At 65.6% G+C, this 24221-nt stretch carries 27 protein-coding genes and 1 tRNA gene; 17 read left to right on the top strand and 11 right to left on the bottom strand.

Annotated elements, in window-relative coordinates; translation table 11 throughout:
* Positions 1-14: 14 nt before the first annotated feature.
* Both ABWP22_RS09240 and ABWP22_RS09235 read right to left on the bottom strand, forming a co-directional pair.
* Positions 15-1613, bottom strand: a complete 1599-nt coding sequence (locus ABWP22_RS09240; protein WP_353199671.1) for a M20/M25/M40 family metallo-hydrolase — start codon at positions 1611-1613, stop codon at positions 15-17.
* A 22-nt stretch (positions 1614-1635) separates the two neighbouring features.
* A complete protein-coding gene (locus ABWP22_RS09235; protein ID WP_353199670.1) occupies positions 1636-2439 on the bottom strand; it encodes a DUF4198 domain-containing protein in 804 nt (267 codons plus the stop codon).
* 125 nt (positions 2440-2564) lie between these two features.
* On the opposite strand from ABWP22_RS09235, the gene ABWP22_RS09230 reads away from it, so the two are divergent.
* The 9 genes from ABWP22_RS09230 to ABWP22_RS09190 all read left to right on the top strand — a co-directional run bounded on the left by ABWP22_RS09230 (position 2565) and on the right by ABWP22_RS09190 (position 10573).
* Positions 2565-2912, top strand: coding sequence for a MerC domain-containing protein (locus tag ABWP22_RS09230; RefSeq protein ID WP_353199669.1), 348 nt, complete (start codon positions 2565-2567; stop codon positions 2910-2912).
* A 92-nt stretch (positions 2913-3004) separates the two neighbouring features.
* On the top strand, positions 3005-3469 hold the full coding sequence (locus ABWP22_RS09225; protein WP_353199703.1) for a Fur family transcriptional regulator: 465 nt from the start codon (positions 3005-3007) through the stop codon (positions 3467-3469).
* Positions 3470-3541: 72 nt separating this feature from the next.
* On the top strand, positions 3542-5467 hold the full coding sequence (gene dxs, locus ABWP22_RS09220; RefSeq protein ID WP_353199668.1) for a 1-deoxy-D-xylulose-5-phosphate synthase: 1926 nt from the start codon (positions 3542-3544) through the stop codon (positions 5465-5467).
* Between the two features lie 383 nt (positions 5468-5850).
* Positions 5851-6492, top strand: coding sequence for a PEPxxWA-CTERM sorting domain-containing protein (locus ABWP22_RS09215; protein ID WP_353199667.1), 642 nt, complete (start codon positions 5851-5853; stop codon positions 6490-6492).
* Positions 6493-6763: 271 nt separating this feature from the next.
* Positions 6764-7558: a PEPxxWA-CTERM sorting domain-containing protein gene (locus tag ABWP22_RS09210; protein ID WP_353199666.1), complete on the top strand. Its 795-nt coding sequence runs from the start codon at positions 6764-6766 to the stop codon at positions 7556-7558.
* A gap of 173 nt (positions 7559-7731) precedes the next feature.
* On the top strand, positions 7732-7974 hold the full coding sequence (locus ABWP22_RS09205) for an AbrB/MazE/SpoVT family DNA-binding domain-containing protein (protein ID WP_353199665.1): 243 nt from the start codon (positions 7732-7734) through the stop codon (positions 7972-7974).
* Positions 7971-8366, top strand: a complete 396-nt coding sequence (locus ABWP22_RS09200; RefSeq protein ID WP_353199664.1) for a PIN domain-containing protein — start codon at positions 7971-7973, stop codon at positions 8364-8366. The genes ABWP22_RS09205 and ABWP22_RS09200 overlap by 4 nt, the downstream gene beginning before the upstream one ends.
* Positions 8367-8417: 51 nt before the next feature.
* Positions 8418-9674 (top strand): multidrug effflux MFS transporter, encoded by a 1257-nt coding sequence (locus ABWP22_RS09195; RefSeq protein ID WP_353199663.1) that lies wholly within the window; start codon positions 8418-8420, stop codon positions 9672-9674.
* Positions 9671-10573 (top strand): EamA family transporter, encoded by a 903-nt coding sequence (locus ABWP22_RS09190; protein ID WP_353199662.1) that lies wholly within the window; start codon positions 9671-9673, stop codon positions 10571-10573. Before ABWP22_RS09195 ends, ABWP22_RS09190 begins: the two co-directional genes overlap by 4 nt.
* A 65-nt stretch (positions 10574-10638) precedes the next feature.
* Here ABWP22_RS09190 and ABWP22_RS09185 read toward each other — a convergent pair whose 3' ends face one another.
* Positions 10639-11271: a glutathione S-transferase family protein gene (locus ABWP22_RS09185; RefSeq protein ID WP_353199661.1), complete on the bottom strand. Its 633-nt coding sequence runs from the start codon at positions 11269-11271 to the stop codon at positions 10639-10641.
* Between the two features lie 51 nt (positions 11272-11322).
* Here ABWP22_RS09185 and arfB point away from each other — a divergent pair, with 51 nt between their 5' ends.
* Both arfB and ABWP22_RS09175 read left to right on the top strand, forming a co-directional pair.
* Positions 11323-11730 (top strand): alternative ribosome rescue aminoacyl-tRNA hydrolase ArfB, encoded by a 408-nt coding sequence (arfB, locus tag ABWP22_RS09180; RefSeq protein ID WP_353199660.1) that lies wholly within the window; start codon positions 11323-11325, stop codon positions 11728-11730.
* Between the two features lie 82 nt (positions 11731-11812).
* Positions 11813-12199 carry an ElaB/YgaM/YqjD family protein gene (locus ABWP22_RS09175; RefSeq protein WP_353199659.1) on the top strand — a complete coding sequence of 129 codons (387 nt, stop codon included), beginning with the start codon at positions 11813-11815 and terminating at the stop codon, positions 12197-12199.
* Positions 12200-12242: 43 nt separating this feature from the next.
* Here the strand turns inward: ABWP22_RS09175 and mce are convergent, their stop codons facing one another.
* Positions 12243-12686 carry a methylmalonyl-CoA epimerase gene (gene mce / locus ABWP22_RS09170; protein ID WP_502951108.1) on the bottom strand — a complete coding sequence of 148 codons (444 nt, stop codon included), beginning with the start codon at positions 12684-12686 and terminating at the stop codon, positions 12243-12245.
* Between the two features lie 65 nt (positions 12687-12751).
* On the opposite strand from mce, the gene ABWP22_RS09165 reads away from it, so the two are divergent.
* The gene (locus tag ABWP22_RS09165) at positions 12752-13117 is read left to right on the top strand and encodes a hypothetical protein (RefSeq protein WP_353199658.1); all 366 of its coding nucleotides are present in this window, start codon (positions 12752-12754) and stop codon (positions 13115-13117) included.
* Positions 13118-13271: 154 nt separating this feature from the next.
* Here the strand turns inward: ABWP22_RS09165 and ABWP22_RS09160 are convergent, their stop codons facing one another.
* From ABWP22_RS09160 to ABWP22_RS09150, 3 genes are read right to left on the bottom strand one after another with little or no spacing between them, the layout of a single operon-like run.
* Positions 13272-14822 (bottom strand): MDR family MFS transporter, encoded by a 1551-nt coding sequence (locus ABWP22_RS09160; RefSeq protein ID WP_353199657.1) that lies wholly within the window; start codon positions 14820-14822, stop codon positions 13272-13274.
* Complete coding sequence (locus ABWP22_RS09155) at positions 14819-15862, bottom strand: HlyD family secretion protein (RefSeq protein WP_353199656.1); 1044 nt, start codon at positions 15860-15862, stop codon at positions 14819-14821. The genes ABWP22_RS09160 and ABWP22_RS09155 overlap by 4 nt, the downstream gene beginning before the upstream one ends.
* 8 nt (positions 15863-15870) lie before the next feature.
* Positions 15871-16371 carry a MarR family winged helix-turn-helix transcriptional regulator gene (locus ABWP22_RS09150; RefSeq protein ID WP_353199655.1) on the bottom strand — a complete coding sequence of 167 codons (501 nt, stop codon included), beginning with the start codon at positions 16369-16371 and terminating at the stop codon, positions 15871-15873.
* Between ABWP22_RS09150 and ABWP22_RS09145 the strand changes: the two genes are divergently transcribed.
* The 5 genes from ABWP22_RS09145 (at position 16370) to ABWP22_RS09125 (ending at position 20993) form a co-directional block, all read left to right on the top strand.
* Positions 16370-16672 (top strand): hypothetical protein, encoded by a 303-nt coding sequence (locus ABWP22_RS09145; protein WP_353199654.1) that lies wholly within the window; start codon positions 16370-16372, stop codon positions 16670-16672. The genes ABWP22_RS09150 and ABWP22_RS09145 overlap by 2 nt on opposite strands.
* A 66-nt stretch (positions 16673-16738) precedes the next feature.
* Complete coding sequence (gene prsK, locus ABWP22_RS09140; RefSeq protein ID WP_353199653.1) at positions 16739-18898, top strand: XrtA/PEP-CTERM system histidine kinase PrsK; 2160 nt, start codon at positions 16739-16741, stop codon at positions 18896-18898.
* Positions 18895-20256: a PEP-CTERM-box response regulator transcription factor gene (gene prsR, locus ABWP22_RS09135; RefSeq protein WP_353199652.1), complete on the top strand. Its 1362-nt coding sequence runs from the start codon at positions 18895-18897 to the stop codon at positions 20254-20256. Before prsK ends, prsR begins: the two co-directional genes overlap by 4 nt.
* 60 nt (positions 20257-20316) lie before the next feature.
* Positions 20317-20393 (top strand) — tRNA-Pro (locus ABWP22_RS09130).
* Between the two features lie 186 nt (positions 20394-20579).
* Complete coding sequence (locus tag ABWP22_RS09125) at positions 20580-20993, top strand: holin family protein (RefSeq protein ID WP_353199651.1); 414 nt, start codon at positions 20580-20582, stop codon at positions 20991-20993.
* Positions 20994-21144: 151 nt separating this feature from the next.
* Here the strand turns inward: ABWP22_RS09125 and ABWP22_RS09120 are convergent, their stop codons facing one another.
* From ABWP22_RS09120 to hemB, 4 genes are read right to left on the bottom strand one after another with little or no spacing between them, the layout of a single operon-like run.
* On the bottom strand, positions 21145-21657 hold the full coding sequence (locus ABWP22_RS09120) for a gamma carbonic anhydrase family protein (RefSeq protein WP_353199650.1): 513 nt from the start codon (positions 21655-21657) through the stop codon (positions 21145-21147).
* The gene (locus ABWP22_RS09115; protein WP_353199649.1) at positions 21654-22178 is read right to left on the bottom strand and encodes a GNAT family N-acetyltransferase; all 525 of its coding nucleotides are present in this window, start codon (positions 22176-22178) and stop codon (positions 21654-21656) included. Before ABWP22_RS09115 ends, ABWP22_RS09120 begins: the two co-directional genes overlap by 4 nt.
* Positions 22175-23212, bottom strand: coding sequence for an N-acetyl-gamma-glutamyl-phosphate reductase (argC, locus tag ABWP22_RS09110; protein ID WP_353199648.1), 1038 nt, complete (start codon positions 23210-23212; stop codon positions 22175-22177). The genes ABWP22_RS09115 and argC overlap by 4 nt, the downstream gene beginning before the upstream one ends.
* Positions 23212-24207, bottom strand: a complete 996-nt coding sequence (hemB, locus tag ABWP22_RS09105) for a porphobilinogen synthase (RefSeq protein WP_353199647.1) — start codon at positions 24205-24207, stop codon at positions 23212-23214. Before hemB ends, argC begins: the two co-directional genes overlap by 1 nt.
* Positions 24208-24221: the final 14 nt, after the last annotated feature.

The raw sequence follows: 24221 nt of genomic DNA, 5'->3' as shown, positions 1-24221 counted from the left end.
GGTGCGGCGGTCCGTCAGTCCTTCTTGTCGGGATCGGCCACGTGGAACGGGTCGGTCGGGCGCGGCTTGGTGGGCAGCGGCCGCGCCGGCAGCGGCTTGTCGGCATTGGCGGTTTCCCACAGCACCGAAGCCAGGATCACCGCCGACTGGCGCAGATCCTGTGGGCGCAAATGGTCGAACGTGTCGACGCTGCTGTGGTGCACGGTGGTTTCATAATCCAGCGGGTCCTGGATGAACTGGAACGCCGGCAGGCCGATGGCGGACATGAATTCATGATCGGTGCCGCCGGTCGGGGTGGCGACCACGGCGCTGGCGCCCATGCTGGCAAAGGGTGACAGCAGGCCCTGCAGCACCGGCACGGCGGCGAAATTGCCCTCGGCATGGATGCCGCGCAGCTTGCCGCCGCCATTGTCGATGTTGAAATAGCCGGCGAGCAGATTGTAGTCGGCCTTCTTTTCAATGGGGAACTGGTTCAGCTTGAAATCATAGCTCAGCCGCGCCTTCACCGGATCGGGGTTGGCCGGGCGGCTGGCGAAATGCCGCTCGATATAATTGGCCGAGCCGTAAAGCCCCTGTTCCTCGCCCGACCACAGCGCAAAGCGGATGGTGCGCCTGGGCTTCACCTTCAGGGCGCTGAGGATGCGCGCGGCTTCCATGATGATCGCCGAGCCCGCGCCATTGTCGGCCGCGCCATCGGCGGCCACCCAGCTGTCGAGATGCGCGCCGGCCATGACATAGCCGGCCTTGGGATCGCTGCCGGCGATATCGGCGAGGATGTTGTAGCCGTTGGGATCGCTGTCATCGAACTTGACCTGCGAATTGATGGTCAGCACCACTTCGCCACCGGCCGACAGCCGCACCAGCCGGCGATAATCCTCGGCGGTCAGCTCCAGTCCCGGCAATTTCGGCGTGTCGCGGTGCTGATAGCCTTCACCGTGCAACAGGCCATTGTCGCGATAGCTCATGCGCACCCAGCCCAGCGCGCCTTCCTTGGCCAGAAAATCATCGAGCTGCTTGCCGAACTGCAGATATTTGAACCAGCCGTCGCCGGTGTCGGGCGCGGTCACCGGCTGCTCATACGCATCCAGCTTGTCGATGGCGGCGCTGTCCAGCCGCTCGAACGCCGGCTTGTCGGCATCGCGCGGCGCGCGCGGGTAGCTGATGGCGACGATCTTGCCCTTCAGCTTGCCGGCCCATTCGGCAAAATCGCGCGGGCGCTTCATCGGCGCGATGATCAGCGGCGCGGTGATGCCGGCGGCTGGTGTGCCCGGCGTCCATGCCACCGGCAGGGTGCGCAGGCTCATGCGGCGCGGCGACTGCATGGTCACGCTGGCGCTGTCGATGCTCCAGCCGCGCCCGAAATCAAAGCCTTCGGTGTGCACATTGGTCAGGCCCCAGGCCTTGAACCTGTCCTGTGTCCAGCGCTCCGCCGCGCGCATGCCGGGCGAATTGGTCATCCGCGGCCCGATGCGGTCGGTCAGATAGGCGGCGGTGTCGATCACCTCGCCATGGTTCATCGCTTCATCGGTGATGCGGGCGATCATCGCCAGATCGGGTTCGGCCAGGGCAGGCGTGGCGGCTCCAGCCAGGATCAGGGCAATTGCAAGGCGCATCAGGGCATCTCCGTTCAAGGGCTCAATAGCCGAAGGTCAGGCTGGAAAAAATCGTTTCATAATCGGCGCGCGGGTCGGTGATCGGGGCGCTCCATACGCAATTGAGCTTCCAGCGGCCGGTCTTGTCGATCGGGAAACTGGCCTCGCCGCGCGCATTGGTGATCAATGCCATGCCGGGCAGGCGCGGATTGTCGAGGCTTTCCAGCGACACGGTGGCGCCGGCCAGCGGCTGCCCGTGATAATGGATGCGCACCACCAGCGGGCGGCCGGCGGGCAGGGCATAGGGATTGGCCAGCGGCACGATTTCCAGCGTGTGGCCGACCGGCCGCAGGGCATCGGCGGTGGGATTGGGGCCGATCTGGATCAGGGCCTTGGCCCGGCGCGAATAAATCTCCCGGCCGGGCGCGGCTTCGGTGCCGGCCTGCTTGCGCAGGGCCAGCGGCAGCGCCAGGCCTTCGTCCTGCGCATAGGTGGTGAACTCGCCGGCTGGCAGCTCGATGGCGGCATGATTGCTTTCAAAGGCGATGACGCTGGTGCCGGGCACGGCGGCCGGCACCGTCGCGCCGCCCGGCGTTGTTGCCGTGCTCAGGCGCACGGCGGCCAGCAGATCGTGCACGCCATCCGGGCCATGGCGGCGCAGCGCGACAATGCGTTGCCAGGTGGTTTCCCAGGGCTCCGCGGTGGCCGGATCGCCGATGACGAAGCGGGCATCCAGCGCTGCCGGCGCCGCAAGCCGATGGCGCGGCAGATCGATCCAGAAATCATGGGCAACAGCCGGAGCAGCGGCCAGCAAGCCGAGCAGGGCGAAAGAGACAGGCAGGCGCATCATCACGCTGATAGCGGCGCGCGCCGGCGCCGCCAAGCCGGGTGCGGAACCGGCACCAGAGAATCCAGTTGTGCCGGCAGATGAGATATTGTAACACCCAGCCCATGCCGGCTTCCGCACACCGCTTGTTGGATCGTCTCGCCATCGGCTTGTCGGGCCTGTGCCTGTTGCATTGCGTGGCCGGTTTCCTGCTGTTGTCGTTGTTTGCGATCGGCGGTGGCTGGCTCGATCACCGTGTGCATGTGTTCGGCTTGGTCTTTGCCTTGCCGCTGGCGGCGGTGGCGCTGTGGCGCGGCTGGCGCATCCATGGCCGGGGCTGGATTGCCGGTGTCGGCCTCGCCGGCCTGATGGTGATGGCCGCATCGCTGGCCGTGGAGCATGGCGATACGGCGGAGATGCTGGTGTCCATGGTTGGCGTGACGTTGCTGGCGTTGGCGCATTGGCGCAATCTGCGGGCGTTGCAGATCGCCTGAACCCTTCACGCGAACCGCCGATGTCGACGCGCGGCGCGGCTGCATTTGCGCCAATGCTTGCGTTGTCCCTGCCGACTGCCGATATTGTCGCCATGTCGATCGTCCACGCCCACGGCCAGCATGATTCCCGCGCCGATCTGGCCACGGCCGCCCAGGCGCGCCTGATTGGTGCCGGCGAACAATGGACGCCGCTGCGCGCCACGGTGTTCGGCGCACTGGCTGGATTCGATCGCCCGGTTTCGGCCTATGATGTCACCGATGCCGTTTCGGCGACCACCGGCCGGCGGGTGGCGGCCAACAGCGTCTATCGCATCCTTGATCTGTTCGTGGCCAACAATGTCGCGTCGCGGGTTGAAAGCGCCAATGCCTTCATCGCCAATGTCCACCCCGATTGCCCGCATGATTGCATCTTTCTTGTGTGTGACCGCTGCGGCCGCGCCACCCATATCGATGATGATCGCATCACCGGTGAAGTGCGCGCCGCTGCCACGGCTGCCGGCTTCCGCCCGGTGCGCCCGGTGATCGAAGTGCGCGGGCTGTGCGCCGACTGTTCATGACAGTTTTGATGACAGGCCCATGCCAACGCGATAAGACATGTGGCTTAACCTTTCGCCAAGCGAGCCGTATCAATGATGCTTGAAACCCCGCTGCTCGATCATGTGCAGGTGCCCGCCGATCTGCGCCGGCTGGAACCCGGCCAGTTGCGGCAGGTCGCCGACGAGCTGCGGCAGGAGATGATTCACGCCGTTTCGGTCACCGGCGGGCATCTTGGCGCCGGGCTGGGCGTGGTCGAGCTGACCGTCGCGCTGCATTATGTGTTCAACACGCCCGATGACAAATTGGTGTGGGATGTCGGCCACCAGGCCTATCCGCACAAGATCCTCACCGGCCGGCGCGACCGCATCCGCACCCTGCGCCAGCCCGGCGGCCTGTCCGGCTTCACCAAGCGCACCGAAAGCGAATATGATCCGTTCGGCGCCGCGCACAGCAGCACCTCGATCTCGGCCGCATTGGGCTTTGCCATCGCCAACAAATTGCAGGGCAAGCCCGGCAAGGGCATCGCGGTCATCGGCGACGGCGCCATGTCCGCCGGCATGGCCTATGAAGCGATGAACAATGCCCGCGATGCCGGCAACCGGTTGGTGGTGATCCTGAACGACAACGACATGTCGATCGCGCCGCCGGTGGGCGCATTGTCATCCTATCTGTCGCGCCTGCTTTCCAGCCGCAAGTTCCTGGAACTGCGCGAATATCTCAAGCAGATTTCCGGCAAGGTGCTGCCGCCGCCGTTGCAGAAGGCCGCGGCGCGAGTGGATGAATATGCCCGCGGGCTGGCCCAGGGCGGCGGCACGCTGTTCGAAGAGCTCGGCTTTTATTATGTCGGCCCGATCGACGGCCATAATCTCGATCATCTGCTGCCCGTTCTGGAAAATGTTCGCGATGCCGCCGAAGGCCCGATGCTGATCCATGTCGTGACGCAAAAGGGCAAGGGCTATGCCCCGGCCGAAGCGAGTGCCGACAAATATCATGGCGTGGTGAAATTCGATGTGGTGTCCGGCACCCAGTTCAAGCCGCAGCCCAAGGCGCCGGCCTATCAGAATGTCTTTGGCGACATGTTGATCGAGGAAGCGAAGCGCGATCCGAAGATCGTCGCCATCACCGCCGCCATGCCGTCAGGCACCGGCGTGGACCGTTTCAACAAGGCCTTCCCGGAACGCACCTTCGATGTCGGCATCGCCGAACAGCATGCCGTCACCTTCGCCGCCGGCCTGGCGGCGCAGGGCATGCGGCCGTTCTGCGCGATTTATTCCACCTTCCTGCAACGCGCCTATGATCAGGTGGTGCATGATGTGGCGCTGCAAAATCTGCCCGTGCGCTTTGCCATCGATCGCGCCGGCCTGGTCGGCGCCGACGGTGCCACCCACGCCGGTTCGTTCGACATCGCCTATCTCGCCACCCTGCCCAACATGGTGGTGATGGCGGCCAGCGACGAGGCCGAGCTGGCCGACATGGTGCACACCGCCGCCGTTTATGACGATGGCCCGATCGCGCTGCGTTACCCGCGCGGCGAAGGCACCGGCGTCGCCATTCCCGAGGCGCGCACGCGCATGGAAATCGGCAAGGGCCGTCTGGTGCGCACCGGTCACAAGGTCGCCATCCTGTCGCTGGGCACCCGCCTCGCCGAAGCGCTGAAGGCCGCCGACGATCTCGATGCGCGCGGGCTTTCCACCACCGTGGCCGACATGCGCTTTGCCAAGCCGCTGGACATGGCGCTGATCCGCAAGCTGGCCGCCACCCACGATGTGCTGATCACCATCGAGGAAGGCGCCATCGGCGGCTTTGGCAGCCATGTGTTGACCCTCGCCAGCGACGAAGGCCTGACCGATGCCGGGCTGAAGGTGCGCACGCTGCGCCTGCCCGATCTGTACCAGGATCACGACAACCCGGCCAAGCAATATGCCGATGCCGGGCTGGATGCCGCCGCCATCGTGAAAACCGTGCTGGAGGCGCTGCGCCACAACAGCGTGGTGGCAGATGGGGCCGTGCGCGCCTGAACCGGTGATGGGCGCCGCTGCGGCGGCTGGTTGAATGCAGGGGGCGGGCCGATGGCCTGCCCCCTTTTTCATGGCCGCCATGCCATGGCAGGCGCGTGCCGGGACCATCCCCGGCTATCGCCAACGATGCGTGGCAGAACCAGCCCATCTGGCCGGCTTTTGCCGGGTATGGCCGAACCCGCGATGGCGATGGATCGGAACTGGCCGACGAGCGCTCGAATAGGGATCTTCTGTACCTAAAAGTGTTGCCTGGAGCTTACATTCAGTTAATTTAATAAAGACTTAATCCATACATATCAGATAGATATAGGTGCGAAATCGGTTGGCACGCTGTTTGCATAATTGCCTGCGGACGCCACCAAAATACCGAAAGGAACACGTAAATGAAGATCCAAATCCTCGCTGCGATCGCCGGCCTGGCTCTTGCCGCTGCACCCGCCAACGCCGTGATCACCAGCATCGTTCTCGGTGGCGGTACCAGCGTCGGGGTTACCTCGTCGGTCATCGCCGCTCCGGGCAACGTGCAGACGCTGAGTGGTCCGACCTTCTACGGCTTTACCGAAGTTGCCGACATCCTGACCACGCCGCTGCGTCCGCAGATCCTGCCGGCACCGAACTTCCCGAACACGTCCGTTCTGGTTCCCACTGGCGTCCGCGTGTCGAGCCACTTCTTCGTGTTCGCGCCGACGTCCACCCAGACCGTCACCGGCACCATCACCTTCAATCAGAACATCATCGGCTTGCAGCGCACGTTCGGCGCCATCAACGCCGCCCGTAGCTTGCAGATTCGTGCGCCCGGCACCAGCTATGCTCTGACCAGCAATCAGGGCACGGATGGTGGAGACACCTTCACCTTCGTCAACAGCAAGACCCTGAACTTCTCGATGACGGCCACATCCGCCAACAAGGACATGTTCAGCATCATCACCGCCGTGCCGGAACCGGCCACCTGGGCGATGCTGCTGGTTGGCTTCGGTCTGGTCGGCCTTGCCCGCCGCCGCCAGGTGCGCACCGTCGCCGCCTGAACGCAACGGCGTTCTGCATGAATTGGGGGCGGGCCTTTGGGTCTGCCCCTTTTTCATGGGCGGCGCCGTCTGCGTCCCCGATATCAGACCTGATCAGGGGTAAACAAAAATTTACCAATTAGGGGCAATGCCGACCAAGGTGTCGGTACAGCTTACAGACCTTCGTCTGCAGCCGATATCAAGCCTCTGGAATTGTTGATTGCGCAATGTTGGCACGGTCCATGCATGGATACGAACGAAGATACGCGCTTCACAGCTTTCGGAGATCGCAATGAAGATTCATTCCCTCGTCATCGGCGCCCTGATCGCCACCGCAGCCGTCCCGGCCTCGGCTGTCACCGTCGTCGCCAGCTTCAACGGCGCCGGCACCAACATTGCCTCGGTTTCGAACACCTCGAACCCCCACTTCACCCTGACGGTTTCGGGCCGCAGCTACACGGGTGTTGCGTCCAACGCGCTCACCACGCTGACCGCGAACTCGCCGACCCTGCGCGACCTGACCCGCAACGCTGGCGGTCTGGGCATTGTTGACGGCGGCTCCGGTGCCCAGATGGACACCAACAGCAACACGCGCCGTGAAGCCTTCCTGGTCACCGGCACCGCGGCCTTTTACCTGACCAATCTGACGCTGTCCTCGGTTGATAGCGACGATACGCTGATGATCTACGGTGTCCGCAGCAACGGCACGCTGCGCGCCTACAGCTACGGCACCGGCACCCTGGCGACCGGCACTGCTGCCCAGATCACCGCAGCCCGCACCGCGGGTGCCATCATCGGCGGCGCCGGTGGTTCGTTGCTCAGCAACGTGCGCACCGCCGCCAACGGCGGCACGAACGCCTTCGGCACCGGCATCGTTTCCGGTGTGGGTTCAGAAAAGTTCACGCGCTACCTGATCACCACCCGCGTTGGCGGTGAAGTGACCTATCTCGGCACGCTCGGCCAGGGCTTCGCCCTCAGCGCGCTGACCGCCACGGTGCCGGAACCGGCCACCTGGGCGATGCTGGTCGTCGGCTTCGGTCTGGTCGGCTTCGCCCGCCGCCGCACCGTGCGCACCGTCGCTGCCTGAACGCAGCTTCGGCCAGAATGAATTGGGGGGCGGCCTGCAGGCCCGCCCCCTTTTTCGTTTGGCCATGTCGCTCGGCCGCGCACAGGCAGGGCGGCAAGGGCCGGATCGGAATTGATATCCTCGGGCTTAAATGATATCCATCCGAGCCTCTGGATAGCCACTGGATCATCACCATGCGAGTTTCGAAATGGGGCAACAGCCTCGCCATCCGCATCCCCGCCGATGTTGTGCGCGCGCTGGGCCTGAAGGAAGGCGATGAGCTTGACGTAAGGGCCACGGGCGAGCGCACGTTGGAGATACAGCGCCGAACCACACGCGAGGAGACCTTGGCGCGGATGAAATCCTACGGTTTGCGCCTGCCCGAGGGCTACAAGTTCAACCGTGAAGAACTTTACGAGGATCGCGATCCACTGTGAGCGCCTTCTTCGATTCAAACATCCTGGTCTGTTCTTTTGAAAGCTCGCCACGCGGCGACATTGCCCGGACGTTGATGGCGGATGGCGGATCAATCGCCGTGCAGTCCCTCAACGAACTCGCACTTGTGCTGCGGCGCAAGTATCGCCGCAGCCATGCCGAGCTGCTCATCAATGTGGCAGAAGTTGCTGACATGTTTGAGCGTCCGGTGCCGCTGACGATGGACATCCACAGGGACGGCTTGCGTTTGGCTGGACGCTACCAATTGGCCATCTACGATTCGATGCTCCTCGCCGCTGCGCTGTCCGTGAACGCCACCATCTTCCACAGCGAAGACATGGCCGATGGCCTCGTCATCGATGACCGGCTGACCATCCGCAACCCGTTCGGATGACCCCTGCGCGCATTGTTGTGGTGCGCCTGCGCGCATCGCGCGCTTCCCTTCATGCCGCCGCCCGCCTACAGCCGGCGCGTGCATGCCCCAATCACCTCGAACGCCCGCCAGCCCGGCCTGGGCGAGATCCTGTTGCTGGGATCGTTGACGGCGTTCGGCGCCGTCACCATCGATCTGTATCTGCCGACGCTGCCGGCGATCGCGCGCGATTATGGCAGCTCGCCGGCGGTGGTGCAGCTCACGCTGTCCACCTTCTTCATCGGCATGGCGGTGGGGCAATTGTTTTTCGGGCCCCTGTCGGATCGCATCGGGCGGCGGCCGACCATCCTGATCGGCTGCGCGGTCTATATCCTCGCCAGCCTGACCTGCGCGGTTGCCCCAACCATCGAAGCGCTGGTGGCGGGGCGTTTCTTCCAGGCGCTGGGCTGCTGTGCCGCGATGGTCACCTGCCGCGCCATCGTGCGCGATCGTTATGACCATGCCGATTCGGCGCGCATCTTCTCGCTGCTGATGCTGGTGCTTGCGGTGGCGCCGCTGCTCGCGCCCACCGTGGGCGGCTGGATTGCCGCTGCGGCGGGCTGGCATGCGGTTTTCTATGCATTTGTCGGCATCGGCGTGGCCGTTGCGCTGGCCGTGGCGCTGCGGCTTGACGAAAGCCGGTCGGCCGCCACCGCCGCCACCGCGCGGCAAGGCTCGGTGCTCACCGGTTATGGCGCATTGCTGCGGCAGCGCCGGCTGATCGGTTATCTGCTGGTCGGCGCTGCCAACGGCACCGCCCTGTTCAGCTATATCGCGGCGTCGCCCGATCTGGTGATGGGCACCTGGGGCTTTTCGGATCAGCAGTTCGGGCTGGTGTTTGCGGTGATTGCCGTCGGCATTGTTGGCGCCAGCCAGGTCAATCGCGCCCTTCTGCGCCACCACAGCCCGGATCGCATCCTCGCTGCCGCCAGCCTGGGCGCCGCGCTCGCTGGTGGTGCGCTGTTGCTGGCGGCGCTGGCGTCGGCGTCGCTGCCGGTCATCTTCCCGCTGTTGTTTCTGGCGCTCAGCTCCAACGGCCTCATCGCCGCCAATGCGTCGGCCGGAGCGCTCAGTGTCGATCCACTTCGCGCCGGGGCGGTTTCGGGCCTGATGGGCGGCGTGAACTTCGGCATCGGCGCGCTCAGTTCGGCGGCGGCGGCGGCGATCTATGATGGCACGGCGCTGCCGCTGTCCATCAACATTGCAGTGGCCATGCTTGTCGGGGCGGCGGCCTATCACCTGTTGGCCCGCCCGCCGCGTGACATGCAGCAACCCACCAGCGCGCGATGACCGGCACGGCGATGCCGCCCCCCGGACTTTCACGTAACGCGCTGCTGCTGGCGCTGGCGGTGGTGATGGTGTGGGGCAGCAATTTCGCGGTGATCGGCACGGCGCTGCACAGCCTGCCGCCGCTGCTGTTCGCGGCGCTGCGCTTTGGCGCGGTGGTGTTCCCGTTGATCTTCTTCGTGCGCCGCCCGGCGGTGTCGTGGCGCATCCTCGCGCTCTATGGCCTGGCCATCGGGGTGGGCCAGTTCGGCCTGATGTTCATCGCCATCGACGGCTATATCGCCGCCGGCATCGCCAGCCTGCTGGTGCAAACCCATGTGGTGTTCACCATCGCCATGGCGATGTTCATCAGTGGCGAACGGCTGCAACCGCTGCAATGGGCGGCGCTGGCGCTGGCGCTGGCCGGGGTGGCGGTGATCGGGGCGAACATCGGCGGTGATGTGACCGGCACCGGCATCGCGCTTGTTCTTGGCGGCGCGTTCGGCTGGGCACTGGGCAACATGGCGCAGCGCGCCGCCGGCCGCGTCGACATGCTGGGCTTCATCACCTGGTCGTCGCTGTTCGCGGTGCCGCCGCTGGCCGGGCTGGCGCTGTGGTTCGAAGGCTGGCCGGCAATCCGCATGGCGATCGGCGCGGCAACGCCCGGCATCTGGCTGGCGGTGGCGTGGCAGGCGGTGGGCAACAGCCTGTTCGGCTATGGCGCCTGGGGCTGGCTGCTGGCGCGCTATCCGGCGACCAGCGTGGCGCCCACGTCGCTGCTGGTGCCGGTGTTCGGCATGGCGTCGACCGCCGTGGTGCTGGGGGAGGCCTTGCCGCCGTGGAAACTGGCGGCCGCCGCGCTGATCATCGCCGGGCTGGGGCTGAATCTGCTCGCCGGGCGGCTGGGGCGGGCACAGGCATAGCGCGCGCCTTCACCAACAGGATCGAGTCATGCTGAAACAAGTTCAGCATGACATGTGCCGTGTTTTCAGGTCGGCAACCGGAAGCTGTAAGGCTCGGTCTTTGCCGCTGCGGCCTGCCATGCCGGGCGGGCCTGGAGGCGCTTGGCATAGGCCAGCACATTCGGGAAATGCGCGCCCAGCCCCTGCATGGCGGCAATTTCGGCAATGAAGCTCATCATGATGTCCGCGCCGGACAGTTCGTTGTTCACCAGCCAGTCGTTGTCACCAAGGCATTGCGAAAAATAGGCGACGTGCGATCCGATCTGTTCCTGGATGCGTGGGCCCAGCGGGGCTGCGGCGTCGCCCAGCCGGGCGGTGTACAGCGCCAGCAGGAAGGGGATCATCGCCGAACCTTCGGCAAAATGCAGCCACATCAGATAATCTTCATGCGCCGGCGTGCCCGGCTGCGGCGCAAGGCGGCCAGCCCCGTGTTTGCGGATGATCCAATCGGTGATGGCGGCCGATTCAAAGATGATCTGGCCATCTTCCTCCACCACCGGTGATTTGCCCAGCGGATGCACGGCCTTCAATTCGGGCGGTGCCAGATTGGTCACGGCATCGCGGGCATAATGCTTGATCTGATATTCCAGCCCCAGTTCTTCCAGCAGCCAGAGAATGCGCTGCGACCGGCTGTTGTTCAGATGGTGCACGATGATCATGGCGTTCCCCCAAAGTTGGAAGTTTCCGAGTGATTCGGATATGGGCGCACTATGGCCCCGAACATCCCCGAAGACGAACTGGAAGAATCGTTCGTTCGCGCCAGTGGGCCGGGCGGGCAGAATGTCAACAAGGTGTCCTCGGCTGTCCAGCTGCGGTTCGACGTGGTCAATTCGCCCAGCCTGCCGGATGAGGTGAAACTGCGCCTGTTGCGGCTGGCCGGGCGGCGCGCCTCGTCCGATGGGGTGATCATGATCAGCGCGATGCGGTTTCGCGATCAGATCCGCAATCGCGAGGATGCGCGCGACCGGCTGGCCGCGCTGGTGGCGGCGGCCTGGGTGCGCCCGGTGCAGCGCCGGGCAACCCGGCCGACGCTGGGTTCGAAGCAGCGGCGGCTGGTCGGCAAGTCGGTGCGGTCGGGAATCAAGGCCGGTCGGGGCAAGGTAACGCCCGACGACTGAGTTGCGGGAATCCCACACTTCAAATCGGGAACCCGGCACACTATGTTGTGTTGGTCATTGTCCCACCCGAAAGGAATTGCCCATGGCCAATATCAACGAACCGTCCGATATCATTCCGGCCGCCACCGATGTCGTCCATCATGCCGTCGAATCTGCCGAGCAGGCGGCCCATGACGCCGCCGGCAAGCTCGGCAAGCTGAAGGATGATGTGAAGAGCCAGGCCGACAAGGCGATCCACGCCGCCCGCGATGCCGCCACCACCGCCTATGACAAGGCCGCGGCCAAGGCCCGCGAACTGGCCGATGCCGCCCCGGAAAAGGCCCGTGAAGTCAAGGAACAGGCCCAGAAGATCGCCGAAGAAGGCACCGCCAAGGTGCGCGCCACCGTGCAGGAGCAGCCGCTCGCCGCATTGGGCGCCGGCATTGCGCTGGGCTTTGTGGTCGGCTGGCTGATCAGCCGCCGGGATTGAGGATGTGCTGCCCCTGCCAGCCGCGGCAGGGGCAGTGGCGGCATCAATGATGGTCGCCGGGTTCCTGCATCAGTTCCACCAGCACCCCACCGGTGTCGCGCGGGTGCACGAAGATCACCGGCACGCCGTGCGCGCCGATGCGCGGTTCCCCGGTGCCCAGCACGGTGGCGCCGCGCGCGCGCATTGCATCGCGCGCCGCGATGATGTCCGCCACTTCGAAACACACATGATGCTGGCCGCCGTTGGGGCTTTTTTTCAGAAAGCCGTGGATCGGTGAATCTTCGCCGAGCGGTTCGATCAGCTCCAACTGGCTGTTGGCGACATCGATGAAGGCCACCCGCACGCCTTGCGCCGGCAGATCGAAGGCGGGCGTGGACAAGGTGGCGCCGAACAACCGTTCATACATCGCCACCGCCGCGTCGATCGACGGGCAGGCGATGCCGACATGATTGAGGCGGCCCAGCAACAGCGGTGGCAGGTCGGTCATGTTCGTGTCTCCTTGGCTTGGCGCTTCCACTTGCATGGCGCGCAAAAGCCGGCAAGCTGCTGCCGATGATCTACATCGTCCTCAACGCCGTTCCGATCGGCCTATCAACGCTGCTGGCGCTGCTGCTGGCGCAGTTTGTCGATCGGCCACGCACCATTGGCACGTGGGCCGTGGCGCTGCTGGCGGCGCTGTGGTTGGGGGCGATCCTGGCCGGCGCGCTCATCCTCGCGCCGCCCAAGGCCCCGGTCTGGGTGATGACCATCGGCTCGGCCGTGGTGATCTGGGCGGGCTTTGTCGCGCCCACGTTGGCCACCTCGCTGCTGATGGCCGGGCAACGCTGGGGCCGCGTCGCCAATGCGGCGCTGTGGTGGCTGGTGGTGATGCTGGCGCAGGCGGTGGTGATGCGGTTGATCGGGCTGACGCCGCCTTGAGTTGAACTCCCTCCCCCTTGCGGGGAGGGCGAGAGACGAGCCGAAGGCGAGGCCCGGGGTGGGGGGGCTTTCGTGACCACCGCCGGGTTCCCCCACCCCGCTCGGCTGGCGCCGAGTCGCCCTCCCCGCAAGGGGGAGGGCGTAAGCCATGCTCTCAATCCGCCAGATGCACCGGCGGTGACGGCTTGCCCGATGGCTTGTTGCTCCGCAGGATCAGCAGCAGCGGCAGCACCGATACCGACATGATCGCCATCGCCCGGAACACATCGAGATAGGCAATCATCAGCGCCTGCCGGTTTACCGTGCCATCCAGCACCGATACGACAGCGCCCGCGCCCGCTGCCGCCAGGGTGGCCGGATCGGCCCAGGGAAGACTGAACGGGGTGATGCCGCTGCCGAGATCGGCGTGGGAAATCTGCGTCTGCCGTTGCAGCATCGCCACTGCCACGCTGATGCCGATCGAACCGCCGATGTTCCTGAGCAGCATGAAGATGGCGGCGGCATCGGTGCGCAAGGCCGGTGCCAGGCTGGCAAAGGCCACGGTGTTCAAGGGCACGAAGATCATCCCCAGCCCGGCGCCCTGGAAGAATCCGGTAACGATGAACGGCCAGGCGCCCTGGTCGGGCGAGAACAGGCTCATCCCCCACAGCGCCGCCCCGGTGGAGACGAACCCCACCGCCAGCATGCCGCGCGGATCGACTCCGCGCCCCAGCAATTGCCCGGCCGACATCATGGCCATCATCATGCCGATGCCGCGCGGCATCATCAGCTCGCCGGCCGCCACCACCGGATAGCCATAAAGCGTCTGCACCATGGTTGGGAGCAGCGCCGTCGTCGCCACCAGCAGAAAGCCGACCAGCGTGATGAACAGCATGCCGGTCAAGGCGTTGCGATTGGTGAGCAGTTCGCGATCGACAATGGCACCGGGGCGCGACAGCGCGTGCACGCCGAACGCCCACAGCCCGGCGACCGCCAGGCCGGCCTCCAGCCGCACCTCCCAGCTTTCCAGCCATTCGAGCTGCTGGCCGCGATCGAGCGCCAGTTGCAGCGCCGCCATGCCCAGCGCCAGCAGCGCAAAGCCCAGCATGTCGAAGCGCCGCGCCGGCAGCCGGGGTTCGGGCAAACACGCCGCAGCGGTGGTGAAACAGATCAGCCCGAATGGCAGATTGATCAGGAACACCCAGCGCCAATCGAAATTGTCGGTGAGCCAGCCGCCGACCACCGGGCCAAGGATCGGCCCGACCATCACGCCCACCCCCCACCAGGCCATCGCCGGCCCGTGCTTGGCCGGCGGCCAGGCATCGAGCACATAGGCCTGGCCCAGCGGCGCCAGAAAGGCCCCCGAAGCGCCCTGGATGATCCGGTACAGCACCATTTCCGACAGGCTGCCCGCCAGCCCGCAGGCCAGCGAGGCGATGGTGAAAATGGCGACGCTCCACAGGAACAATCTGCGCCGGCCGATGCGCGCCGCCAGCCAGCCGGTGATCGGCGTGGCGATCGCGGTGGCGACGATATAGCTGGTCAGCACCCAGGTGATGCTGTCGGCCGCGGCATTCAGGCTGGGCTGCATGTGCGGCAGCGCGACATTGGCGATGGTGGAATCCAGCACCGTCATGAAGCTGCCCAGCATCACCACCATCGTGACGACGACCGGCGAGGCGCCCGCGCTTGCAGGTGCCGCCGCAACCGGTGCGGCGCTGCTCACTTGGTGATCACCTTCACCTCGGCCGACAGGCCGGCGATCAGGGGCATCGGCAGCGGTGTTTGCGGCCGTTCATCCAGCTTGATGCGCACCGGCACGCGCTGTACCACCTTCACCCAGTTGCCGGTGGCATTCTGTGCCGGCAGCACCGAAAACTCGCTGCCGGTGCCCACGCCGATACTGTCCACCCGGCCGTTCAGCACGGCATCGGGAAAGGCATCCAGCCGCACTTCGGCGCGTTGGCCGACGCGCATGTCGGCCAGTTCGGTTTCCTTGAAATTCGCCTCCACAAAGGCGCTGCCCGCCACCATCACGGACAGGCTGGCGACGCCCTGGATCATCACCTGGCCCGGCAACAGCCGGCTGGTCTGGGTGGCGATGCCGTCAGCCGGGCTGCGGATGCGGGTGCGCGACAGATCGAATGCCGCCTTGTCGCGCGCCGCGGCTGCGGCCAGCACCAGCGGATGATTGGTTTCGGTGATGGCGATGCCGGCGGCCTGGCGTGCGCTGCGATCATTGGCGAGCGCCCGGGTCAGCTCGGCACGGGCGTTGGCGACGGCATATTGCGCCTGCTGCAACCGCGCGCGGGTGGCAAAGCCGCGGGTGAGCAACGTTTGCTGCCGATCGAGTTCGGTCAGCGCAAAGGCCAGTGCCTCGCGCTTGCCGCTCACGTCTGCCGCGCTGCTGCCGGTGCCGGATTGCAGTTGGCGCACCTGCAGGCGGGCATCGGCCAGGCGCGCCTCGGCCTGCGCCAGCGCGATGCGGAACGGATCGTCGGCCAGTTCGATCAGCAGTTGGCCGCGTTTGACCGGCATATTCTCTGCCACCAGCACGCGGCGCACCCGGCTGGTCACGTCGCTGGAAATCGCCACCTTGTCGATGCGCACATAGGCATTGTCGGTGGAAACCTGGCCCTGGCCGGACCACCACAGATAGGCGCCAGCACCCAGCACCAGCAGCGGCACCGACACCATGATCGCCCGCGTGCGCCAACGCGATTTTGCCGCCGCGGCGTTCACGCTTGCATGTGCAGCGGAGTTCATGGGCGCATTCATCCTTCGCGGACCAGATTGGCGCGCAGCTTCACCAGCAGCGCGTGCAGCATCGCCTGTTCTTCGGTGTCGAAACCGTCCAGCATCTCGGCGCGCAGTTCGGCGGCGACCGGCGCCAGATCGGCGAGCATCGTGGCGGCATGCGGGGTCAGGAACAATTGCCAGGCGCGGCGATCGGCCGGATCGGCGCGGCGCTCCACAAGCCCGGCATCGGCCAGCCGATCGACCATGCGCCCGACCGTGATCGTCTCCACCTCCAGCCGTTCGGCGAGCGCGGCCTGGTTGATGCCCTGCGCGCGGGCCAGCGCAATCAGCACCTGCCACTGCGCCCGCGACACGCCGACGCGACGGGCGCGCGCATCGAATCGCCGGCGCAGCAGACGCGCCGCATCGGTCACGAGCACGCCGATCGTGTCTGGCACCGGAAAGGCCGCGCCGGGGCCCGGCGGCGGCAAGGGTGCCGCCGGGGCCGGCGGCGAATCGGTTCGCAAATATGACATGCCGAAAATTAGCATACATGCTTATCACCAGCCAGATGATGATCAGCCCGGCATGCAGTTCCTGCCGAAACCGGCAGGCGTGGGTGACATGCTGCACCTGCCCCACGTCTGGCGTCCAAACGCAAATGGAACCGAAGCCCACGACGGCACGGAACAGCGAAATGGTGCCATTGCGCTTGCGCACCTGCGCCCAAAGAAGGTCTGGGCCAACTGGCGTTTCCGTGCCTTGCCGACCCCTGTCTTAACGGATTTTGCAGCCAGTACCCTGGGGCACTGGCATCCGGCGCGCCGCTGTGGTTAACCTGTTGGCAGGCCGCGGTTGGCGGGTGGAGAAGGCAGCAGGGGTGCAAATCTTGGCAGGCAAGCGATGATCGCGTTGACCGAGGTTGGCCTGTTCAGCCACGCGATGGCGCTGATCGCCTATCTCGGGCTGGCGGTGGCGTCCCTGTCGCGTCAGCGTGGGCCGCTCAACCTGTGGTTGGCGGTTGCGGCGCTGGCCACCGCGGCCTGGGCCGCCAGCTTTGTCGCCACCATGCTGATCGATCCCGGGTTTCAGCCGTGGATTTCGCGGTTCCAGACCATCAAGATCGGTGCCTGGATCGGGCTGCTGCTCTATCTGTTGCGGCCGGCCTGGCTGGGCGGCGAAGGCCGGGATCGCAGCGCCTTCTGGGTGGGCGGCATCCTCGGCTTTGTGCTGGCCCTGCAACTGGTGGTCGATCTGTCGGGGGCCGGGCAGCGCGCGCTGATCGGTGAAAGCAATATCGCCGCCAGCTTCTTCCTCGTCGTGCGCATTGCCGTGTCGGTCACTGGCGTCGTGCTCAGCCACAATCTGCTCATCAGCAGCCGGGAAGCCGATCGCTCCGGTTTCCGCTTGATGGCCATCGGGCTCGCCGGGCTGTTTCTCTATGATCTCAATTTCTACACGCTGGCCTTTCTGCTGCCGCCGGCCTCACCCGATTTGTACAACACCCGCGGCGCGGTCGATGCCCTGGTGGTGCTGTTGTTCCTGTTTGCCACCCGCACGGCCTGGGTGAAGGGCGCGCGGATATCGCGCACGGTCGCCTTCCAGACGGTGGCGTTCTCCGGGGTCGGTTTCTACCTGATCGTCATGTCGCTGCTGGCCTATACGCTCAAGCTGGTTGGCGGTGATTGGGGCGTGCTGTTGCAGGTCACGTTCCTGTTCAGCACGGCCGTGCTGGGCGTTGTCGTGCTGGTGTCGGATCGCGTGCGTGCCCGGCTCCGGGTGGCCATCGCCCGGAATTTCTATCGCTACCAATATGATTATCGCACCGAATGGCTGCGCTTCATCGCCACGGTGTCGGCGCCCGGCGAAGCGGCTGGCCTGCCGGTGCGCGTGGTGCAGGCGGTGGCCACCGTGCTCGATGCGCGCGGCGGCTGGCTGCTGGTGCCCGAAGACGATCGCCTGCATCCGATGGCCAATTGGCAGATGCCGGATCGCCAGCCCGAGGCCATCGCCATGGACAGTTCGCTGGTCATGTGGCTGTCCAGCCAGGATCGCGTGCTCGATCTGGATCAGGTGCGGTCCGGTGAAGCGCTGGCACCCCCGAAGCTGCCCGATTGGTTGGCAGAGGATCGCAGCTTCTGGCTGGCGGTGCCTGCGGTCAATCGCGACAATCTGGCCGGCGTGCTGCTGATCGGCCGCAGCCTGGTGCCGCGGCAACTGGGCTGGGAGGATGAGGAGCTGTTGAAGACGCTGGGCCGCCAGGCGGGCAGCTATATCGCCGAAAGCAGCGGCCAGGCGGCGCTGGAAGAGGCGCAGCGCTTCGAGGATTTCAACCGGCGCTTTGCCTTCATCCTGCACGACATCAAGAATCTGGTCAGCCAATTGTCCTTGCTGTCGCGCAACGCCGAACGCCACGCCGACAATCCCGAATTCCGCGCCGACATGATTGCCACCCTGAAAGTGTCGGTGGAAAAGATGAATGCCCTGCTGGCGTGGCTGTCGCAGCGCGCTGGCGGCGCCAGCGGGCAGGACAAGGACGTGTCGGTCGATGGCCTGCTGCGCCAGCTGGTCAAATCGCGCCAGGGGGCCTGGCCCTCGCTCAGCCTGATGTTGCCGGCCGATCTGCCGCAGATGGTGCGCGGTGATGGCGGCCGGCTGGAACAGATGTTTGCCCATCTGCTGCAGAACGCCATGGATGCTTCGCCCGACGGCGCGCCGATCCGCATCGATCTGGCTGTCGCGGGACCCGATCTGGTGGTCACGCTGGCCGATCGTGGCCATGGCATGTCGGCGCGCTTCATCCGCCAGGAATTGTTTCAGCCGTTCCACAGCACCAAGGCCGGTGGCTTTGGCATCGGCGCCTATGAAGCGCGCGAGATTGCCCGCGCCCACAGTGGCCGGCTTGACGTGGCCAGCCGCGAAGGCGAAGGCACCAGCTTTACCATCACCCTGCCACTGGCCTACCCGGGCACAGGGCATTCAGGGGCGGCGGTGGCAGGGCCTGCGGCAGCGGGGGCCGAAACAACGACGCCCGCCGTGCTGGCGGGAGGGGAACAGGCGTGACCGACAAGCCCAAGCTGCTGGTGGTGGAGGATGATCCCGGCCTGCAGCGCCAGTTGAAATGGTCCTATGATGATCAGGAAGTGATCATCGCCGGCGACCGCGATGCCGCGCTGGAGGCGTTGCGCACGCACCATCCAGCGGTGGTGACGCTCGATCTTGGCCTGCCGCCGGATCCCGATGGGGTCAGCGAAGGCTTTGCCACGCTGGAGGCGATCTTGCAGGCCCGCCCGGCCACCAAGGTGATTGTGGCATCCGGCCATGGCGCGCGCGAAAGCGCACGGCGCGCGATTGCGCTTGGCGCCTTCGATTTTTATCACAAGCCGGTCGATATCGACGAACTCGGCCTGATCGTGCGCCGCGCCTATCATGTCGCGGAACTGGAAGCCGAAAACCGCCGCCTGGCCGAAAGCGCCGCCGGCACGGACAAGGTGCTGGGCACCATCATTACCGGCGCGCCGGAGATGATCAAGGTGGCGCGCATGGTGGAACGCGTCGCTTCCGCCAATGTCTCGGTGATGTTGCTGGGGGCATCGGGTACCGGCAAGGAATTGCTGGCGCGCGGCCTGCACAACGCCTCGACGCGCGCCAAGGGCCCGTTCGTGGCGATCAACTGCGCCGCGATCCCGGAAAATCTGCTCGAATCCGAATTGTTCGGCCATGAACGCGGGGCCTTCACCGGCGCGGTGAAGATGCAGGAAGGCAAGATCGAGCTGGCCGAAGGCGGCACGCTGTTTCTGGATGAAGTTGGCGACATCCCGCTGCCCTTGCAGGTGAAATTGCTGCGCTTCCTGCAGGAACGCGTGATCGAGCGTATCGGCGGGCGCAAGTCGATCCCGGTGGATGTGCGCATCGTGTGCGCCACGCACCAGAATCTCGACGCGATGATCGGCCAGGCGCGGTTTCGCGAGGATCTTTATTATCGCCTCGCCGAAATCGTCGTGCACATCCCCGGCCTGAAGGAACGCCCCGGCGATGCCGCATTGCTGGGGCAATATTTCCTCGCCAAATATGCGCGCGAAAATGGTCGCGAGTTCAAGGGTTTCACCCAGGATGCCATCGCCGCCATGGCCGATTGGCACTGGCCCGGCAATGTGCGCGAGCTGGAAAACCGCATGAAGCGGGCGGTGATCATGGCCGAAGGCAATCGCCTGTCCGCCGTCGATCTCGATCTGATGGCCAAGGGTGACGAAGCCGCGCTCACCCTGAAGGCGGCGCGCGATGCCGCCGACAGGATCGCCATCCGCCGCGCGATCGCCCGCAGCGACGGCAACATCAGCATGACCGCAAAGCTGCTCGGCATCAGCCGCCCGACGCTGTACGACTTGATGAAGGCCTATGGCATCGAGGCCCCCGATTGAATTCCCCTGCATCAAGCCTGTTGCATCTGGGCCTGCCAGCCTGTAACCCCCGCGCTGGCTCGGAGCGTAGCGCAGCCTGGTAGCGCATCAGACTGGGGGTCTGGAGGTCGCAGGTTCGAATCCTGTCGCTCCGACCATTTTCATTTCCCCCTTGTTTCCCCTCTTCCCTTGTCGGAGAGGGCGTCTCGCCAAAGGCGAGCAGCCTGCCCCGGACTTGATCCGGGGGCAGAGGGGTTGCGCCCGTCCCAAACCCAGGACTGCCCTGTCCTACACGAACCAAATTGGTTAATCATTGCGCCTCCCGAAAACCGGAAAGGCGCGTCATGTCCATTCTCAACGCTCTCATCGCTCCCGTCGCTGGCCTGATTGACAAGATCATCCCCGATCCCAAGGCGCGCGATGCTGCCAAGCTCGAACTGCTGAAGTTGCAGAACAGCCAGGAACTCGAACTGTTGAACACGCAATTGTCGGCGATCGTCGCGGAGGCCGGCAGCAACGATCCCTGGACCAGCCGGGCGCGGCCCAGTTTCCTCTATGTGATGTATGCGCTGCTGCTGTGGTCGATCCCGATGGGCCTGATCGCCGCCGTGCAACCGCAGATGGCGCACGACATCGCAACGGGGATGACACGCTATCTGAATGGTCTGCCCGAACCGCTCTATGCGCTCTTCGGCACCGGCTATCTTGGCTACACCGCCGCGCGCCAATGGGGGAAGACGAAGGGGACGGATAAATAATCTGTCCATTCCTGGGAGGTCAGGTGCCAGGCACCCCCACCGCCAACCCCGCCCGCAAGCGGGAGGGGAGCCGTTTGGTTCAGGCGCACAACGCACGCCTCCCGCAAGGGGGAGGGGCTGGGGGTGGGCGCAATGGGGATCATTCCCCCCCTCAACCGTCCCGATACACCTGCGCCAACCGCGCATACCCCGCCGCCCCGGCCCGGTTGCGCGCAATCTCCTCGGCGCTCAACATCCGCAGCAACTTCGCCGGCCGCCCGGCCCATAATTCGCCGCTGGCCACATGTTTGCCCGGTGTCAGCAATGCGCCGGCCGCCAGCATGGCGTCAGGCTCCACCACCGCGCCGTCCAGCACCACCGCGCCCATGCCGACAAAGCCATGATCCATGATCGTGCAGCCGTGGATGATGCAGCCATGGCCGATCAGCACATCGTCGCCGATCAGCGTATCATACCGCCCGCCGGTCACGTGCACGATCGATCCATCCTGGATGTTGGTGCGCGCGCCCACCGTGATCGCGCCGACATCGCCGCGCAGCACACAGTTGAACCACACGGAACTGCCGGCGCCGATGGTGACCCGCCCGATGATCTGTGCGCCCGGCGCCACAAACACATCGTCGGCCAGTTGCGGCGTGTGAGAACCAAAGGGGTGCAATGTCACGCGTTTGCCTCATAGACGATATGGCGGCGCAGCAGGCTGTCCGGTGCCAGGCGCGGATGATCGAAATCCAGATCGGCCCGGCGCTGCAGGCCCAGCCGCTGCATCAGGCCCCAGCTACGGGTATTGGCCGCCACCGTGAAGCTGGTGATCCGCTGCAGGCCGTGCCCGAAGCCCCAATCCAGGCAGGCCTGCGCCGCCTCGCGGGCAAAGCCATGGCCCCAGGCGCTGTGCGCCAGCCGCCAGCCGATTTCGATCTCACCTTCCACCGGGCATGGGAAGCTCACGCGATTGAGGCCGCAAAAGCCGATGAACGCCCCCGTGTCCCGCCGGGCGACGGCCCAGAAGCCGAAGCCCTGATCGGCCATCATCGCCATGATGCGATCCACCAGCGCATCGCTTTCGGCCCGGCTCAGCAGGCTGGGAAAATGCGCCATCACGTGCGGGTCGGCGCCCATGGCGGCAAAGGGCGCGCGGTCTGCCTCCACCCACGGCCGGATCACCAGGCGCGGCGTTTCGATCACGGAAACAGCGGCGCTTGTTCCAGTCCCGTGGTTTCGGGCAGGCCGAACATCAGGTTGAAATTCTGGATGGCCTGGCCGGATGAGCCCTTCACCAGATTGTCGATGGCGGCGATCACGATGGCGCGGCCAGGCACGCGATCGGCAAACGCGTTTATCACCACGTGATTGCTGCCGCGCACCATCCGCGTGGCCGGCGCTTGCGCACCGGGCAGCAGATGCACGAACGGTTCATCGGTATAGGCATCGGCCAGCACGTCGCGCAGATAATCGGCGCCGTGCGGGGTTTCGACGATGCACGTCACCAGCTCGCCGCGGTTCATCGGCACCAGATGCGGCGTGAAGCTGATCGTCACCGCCCGCCCGGCGCGCAGCGACAGCTCCTGCTCCATCTCCGGCATGTGGCGGTGCGCGCCGATGCTATAGGGGTGCACGGCTTCGGCAACTTCGGGAAACAGATTGGCCTGTTTCAGGCTGCGCCCGGCGCCCGACACGCCGGACAGCGCGTTGACCGTGATCTTCTCCGCCGAAATCGCCTTGGCGGCGACCAGCGGCAGCAGGGCGAGCAATACGGCCGTGGGATAGCAACCGGGGCAGGCGACCAACCGCGCGCCGGGCAGCGACGCCTTCGCAAATTCGGTCAGGCCATAGACGGCGTCGGGCAACAAGGCCGGCGCCGGATGCGCGCCGCCATACCAATCAGCATAGGTGCCCGCATCCTTCAGCCGGAAATCGGCCGAAAGATCGATGATGCGCTTGTCCATCAACGTGCCAAGCAATTCGGCCGAGGCTGCATGCGGCAGACAGCCGAACACCGCATCGATGCCGCTGTAATCAATGGCATCGGCCTTGATCAGGCGCGGCAACGCCGGATAGGGCGCGAAATGCGGCCAGATATCCGCCATCGCCTGCCCGGCATTGGCATTGGCGGCCAGCGCCGCAATCTCGATGCGCGGATGGGTGATGGCCAGGCGCACCAGATCGGCCCCGGTATAGCCCGAAGCCCCCAGCACCGCGATGCGCAATCGATCTTGCATCACGCCCCCAGCAAGCGCGCCGCCAGCGGCGCGTGATAGGTCAGCACACCTGAACAGCCCGCGCGGCGGAAGCTCATCAGCGCCTCCAGCACGCCGCGGTTGCGGTCCAGCACGCCGGCCGCAATCGCCGCCTCCAGCATCGCATATTCGCCGCTCACCTGATAAGCGAACACCGGCACGTCGAAGGCGTCACGGATGGCGCGGATGATGTCCAGATAGGGCATCCCCGGCTTCACCATCACCGAATCCGCACCCTCTGCGATATCCAGCGCCACTTCGCGGATCGCTTCGCGGCTGTTCGCCGGGTCCATCTGATAGGTTTTCTTGTCGCCCTTCAGCACGCCGCCGCTGCCCACCGCATCGCGATAGGGGCCATAGAAGGCTGAAGCATATTTCGCCGAATAGGCCATGATCTGCGTGCTGTAAAAGCCGTCGCCTTCCAGCCCGGCGCGGATTGCCGCCACGCGCCCGTCCATCATGTCCGACGGCGCAATGATATCGCAGCCGGCGCGCGCCTGGTTCAGCGATTGGCCGACCAGCATTTCCACCGTCGCATCGTTCAGGATCTCGCCAGCCTCGCTCAACAAGCCGTCGTGGCCGTGGCTTGTGTAAAGATCGAGCGCCACATCGGTGAGCACGCCGATTTCGGGCGCGGCATCCTTGATGGCGCGGATGGCGCGGCAGATCAGATTGTCCGGGTTCAACGCTTCGGCCGCATCCTCGCTGCGCTTGTCGGGGCTGGTGTGCGGGAACAGCGCGACCGCCGGAATGCCGAGCGATGCGGCTTCCTTGGCGGCCTTGGCCAGCCGGTCCACGCTCAATCGCGACACGCCCGGCATGGTGCCCACCGGGACTTCCTGGTCATGGCCTTCGGTGGGGAACAGCGGCCAGATCAGATTGGCCGGCGACAGGCTGGTTTCGCGATGCAGATCGCGGCTCCAGGCGGTCATGCGGGTGCGGCGCAGGCGGGCGGCGGGGTAAGAAGCGTGAGTCATGCCCGTGGATTACC

Source organism: Sandarakinorhabdus sp. (assembly GCF_040398665.1).
GTDB lineage: Bacteria > Pseudomonadota > Alphaproteobacteria > Sphingomonadales > Sphingomonadaceae > Sandarakinorhabdus.
This window is presented reverse-complemented; position numbering and strand designations above follow the sequence as displayed.

Coding starts and splice junctions, on each gene's coding strand:
- ABWP22_RS09195 (WP_353199663.1), top strand. CDS start 8,418: ATGCCGCCGCCCGCCTACAGCCGGCGCGTGCATGCCCCAATCACCTCG.
- mce (WP_502951108.1), bottom strand. CDS start 12,686: ATGACCGACCTGCCACCGCTGTTGCTGGGCCGCCTCAATCATGTCGGC.
- ABWP22_RS09125 (WP_353199651.1), top strand. CDS start 20,580: ATGTCCATTCTCAACGCTCTCATCGCTCCCGTCGCTGGCCTGATTGAC.
- ABWP22_RS09155 (WP_353199656.1), bottom strand. CDS start 15,862: ATGAACTCCGCTGCACATGCAAGCGTGAACGCCGCGGCGGCAAAATCG.
- ABWP22_RS09225 (WP_353199703.1), top strand. CDS start 3,005: ATGTCGATCGTCCACGCCCACGGCCAGCATGATTCCCGCGCCGATCTG.
- argC (WP_353199648.1), bottom strand. CDS start 23,212: ATGCAAGATCGATTGCGCATCGCGGTGCTGGGGGCTTCGGGCTATACC.
- ABWP22_RS09175 (WP_353199659.1), top strand. CDS start 11,813: ATGGCCAATATCAACGAACCGTCCGATATCATTCCGGCCGCCACCGAT.
- ABWP22_RS09145 (WP_353199654.1), top strand. CDS start 16,370: ATGCCGAAAATTAGCATACATGCTTATCACCAGCCAGATGATGATCAG.
- ABWP22_RS09215 (WP_353199667.1), top strand. CDS start 5,851: ATGAAGATCCAAATCCTCGCTGCGATCGCCGGCCTGGCTCTTGCCGCT.
- ABWP22_RS09240 (WP_353199671.1), bottom strand. CDS start 1,613: ATGCGCCTTGCAATTGCCCTGATCCTGGCTGGAGCCGCCACGCCTGCC.
- prsK (WP_353199653.1), top strand. CDS start 16,739: ATGATCGCGTTGACCGAGGTTGGCCTGTTCAGCCACGCGATGGCGCTG.
- arfB (WP_353199660.1), top strand. CDS start 11,323: ATGGCCCCGAACATCCCCGAAGACGAACTGGAAGAATCGTTCGTTCGC.
- ABWP22_RS09210 (WP_353199666.1), top strand. CDS start 6,764: ATGAAGATTCATTCCCTCGTCATCGGCGCCCTGATCGCCACCGCAGCC.
- dxs (WP_353199668.1), top strand. CDS start 3,542: ATGATGCTTGAAACCCCGCTGCTCGATCATGTGCAGGTGCCCGCCGAT.
- ABWP22_RS09190 (WP_353199662.1), top strand. CDS start 9,671: ATGACCGGCACGGCGATGCCGCCCCCCGGACTTTCACGTAACGCGCTG.
- hemB (WP_353199647.1), bottom strand. CDS start 24,207: ATGACTCACGCTTCTTACCCCGCCGCCCGCCTGCGCCGCACCCGCATG.
- ABWP22_RS09150 (WP_353199655.1), bottom strand. CDS start 16,371: ATGTCATATTTGCGAACCGATTCGCCGCCGGCCCCGGCGGCACCCTTG.
- ABWP22_RS09185 (WP_353199661.1), bottom strand. CDS start 11,271: ATGATCATCGTGCACCATCTGAACAACAGCCGGTCGCAGCGCATTCTC.
- ABWP22_RS09235 (WP_353199670.1), bottom strand. CDS start 2,439: ATGCGCCTGCCTGTCTCTTTCGCCCTGCTCGGCTTGCTGGCCGCTGCT.
- ABWP22_RS09205 (WP_353199665.1), top strand. CDS start 7,732: ATGCGAGTTTCGAAATGGGGCAACAGCCTCGCCATCCGCATCCCCGCC.
- ABWP22_RS09165 (WP_353199658.1), top strand. CDS start 12,752: ATGATCTACATCGTCCTCAACGCCGTTCCGATCGGCCTATCAACGCTG.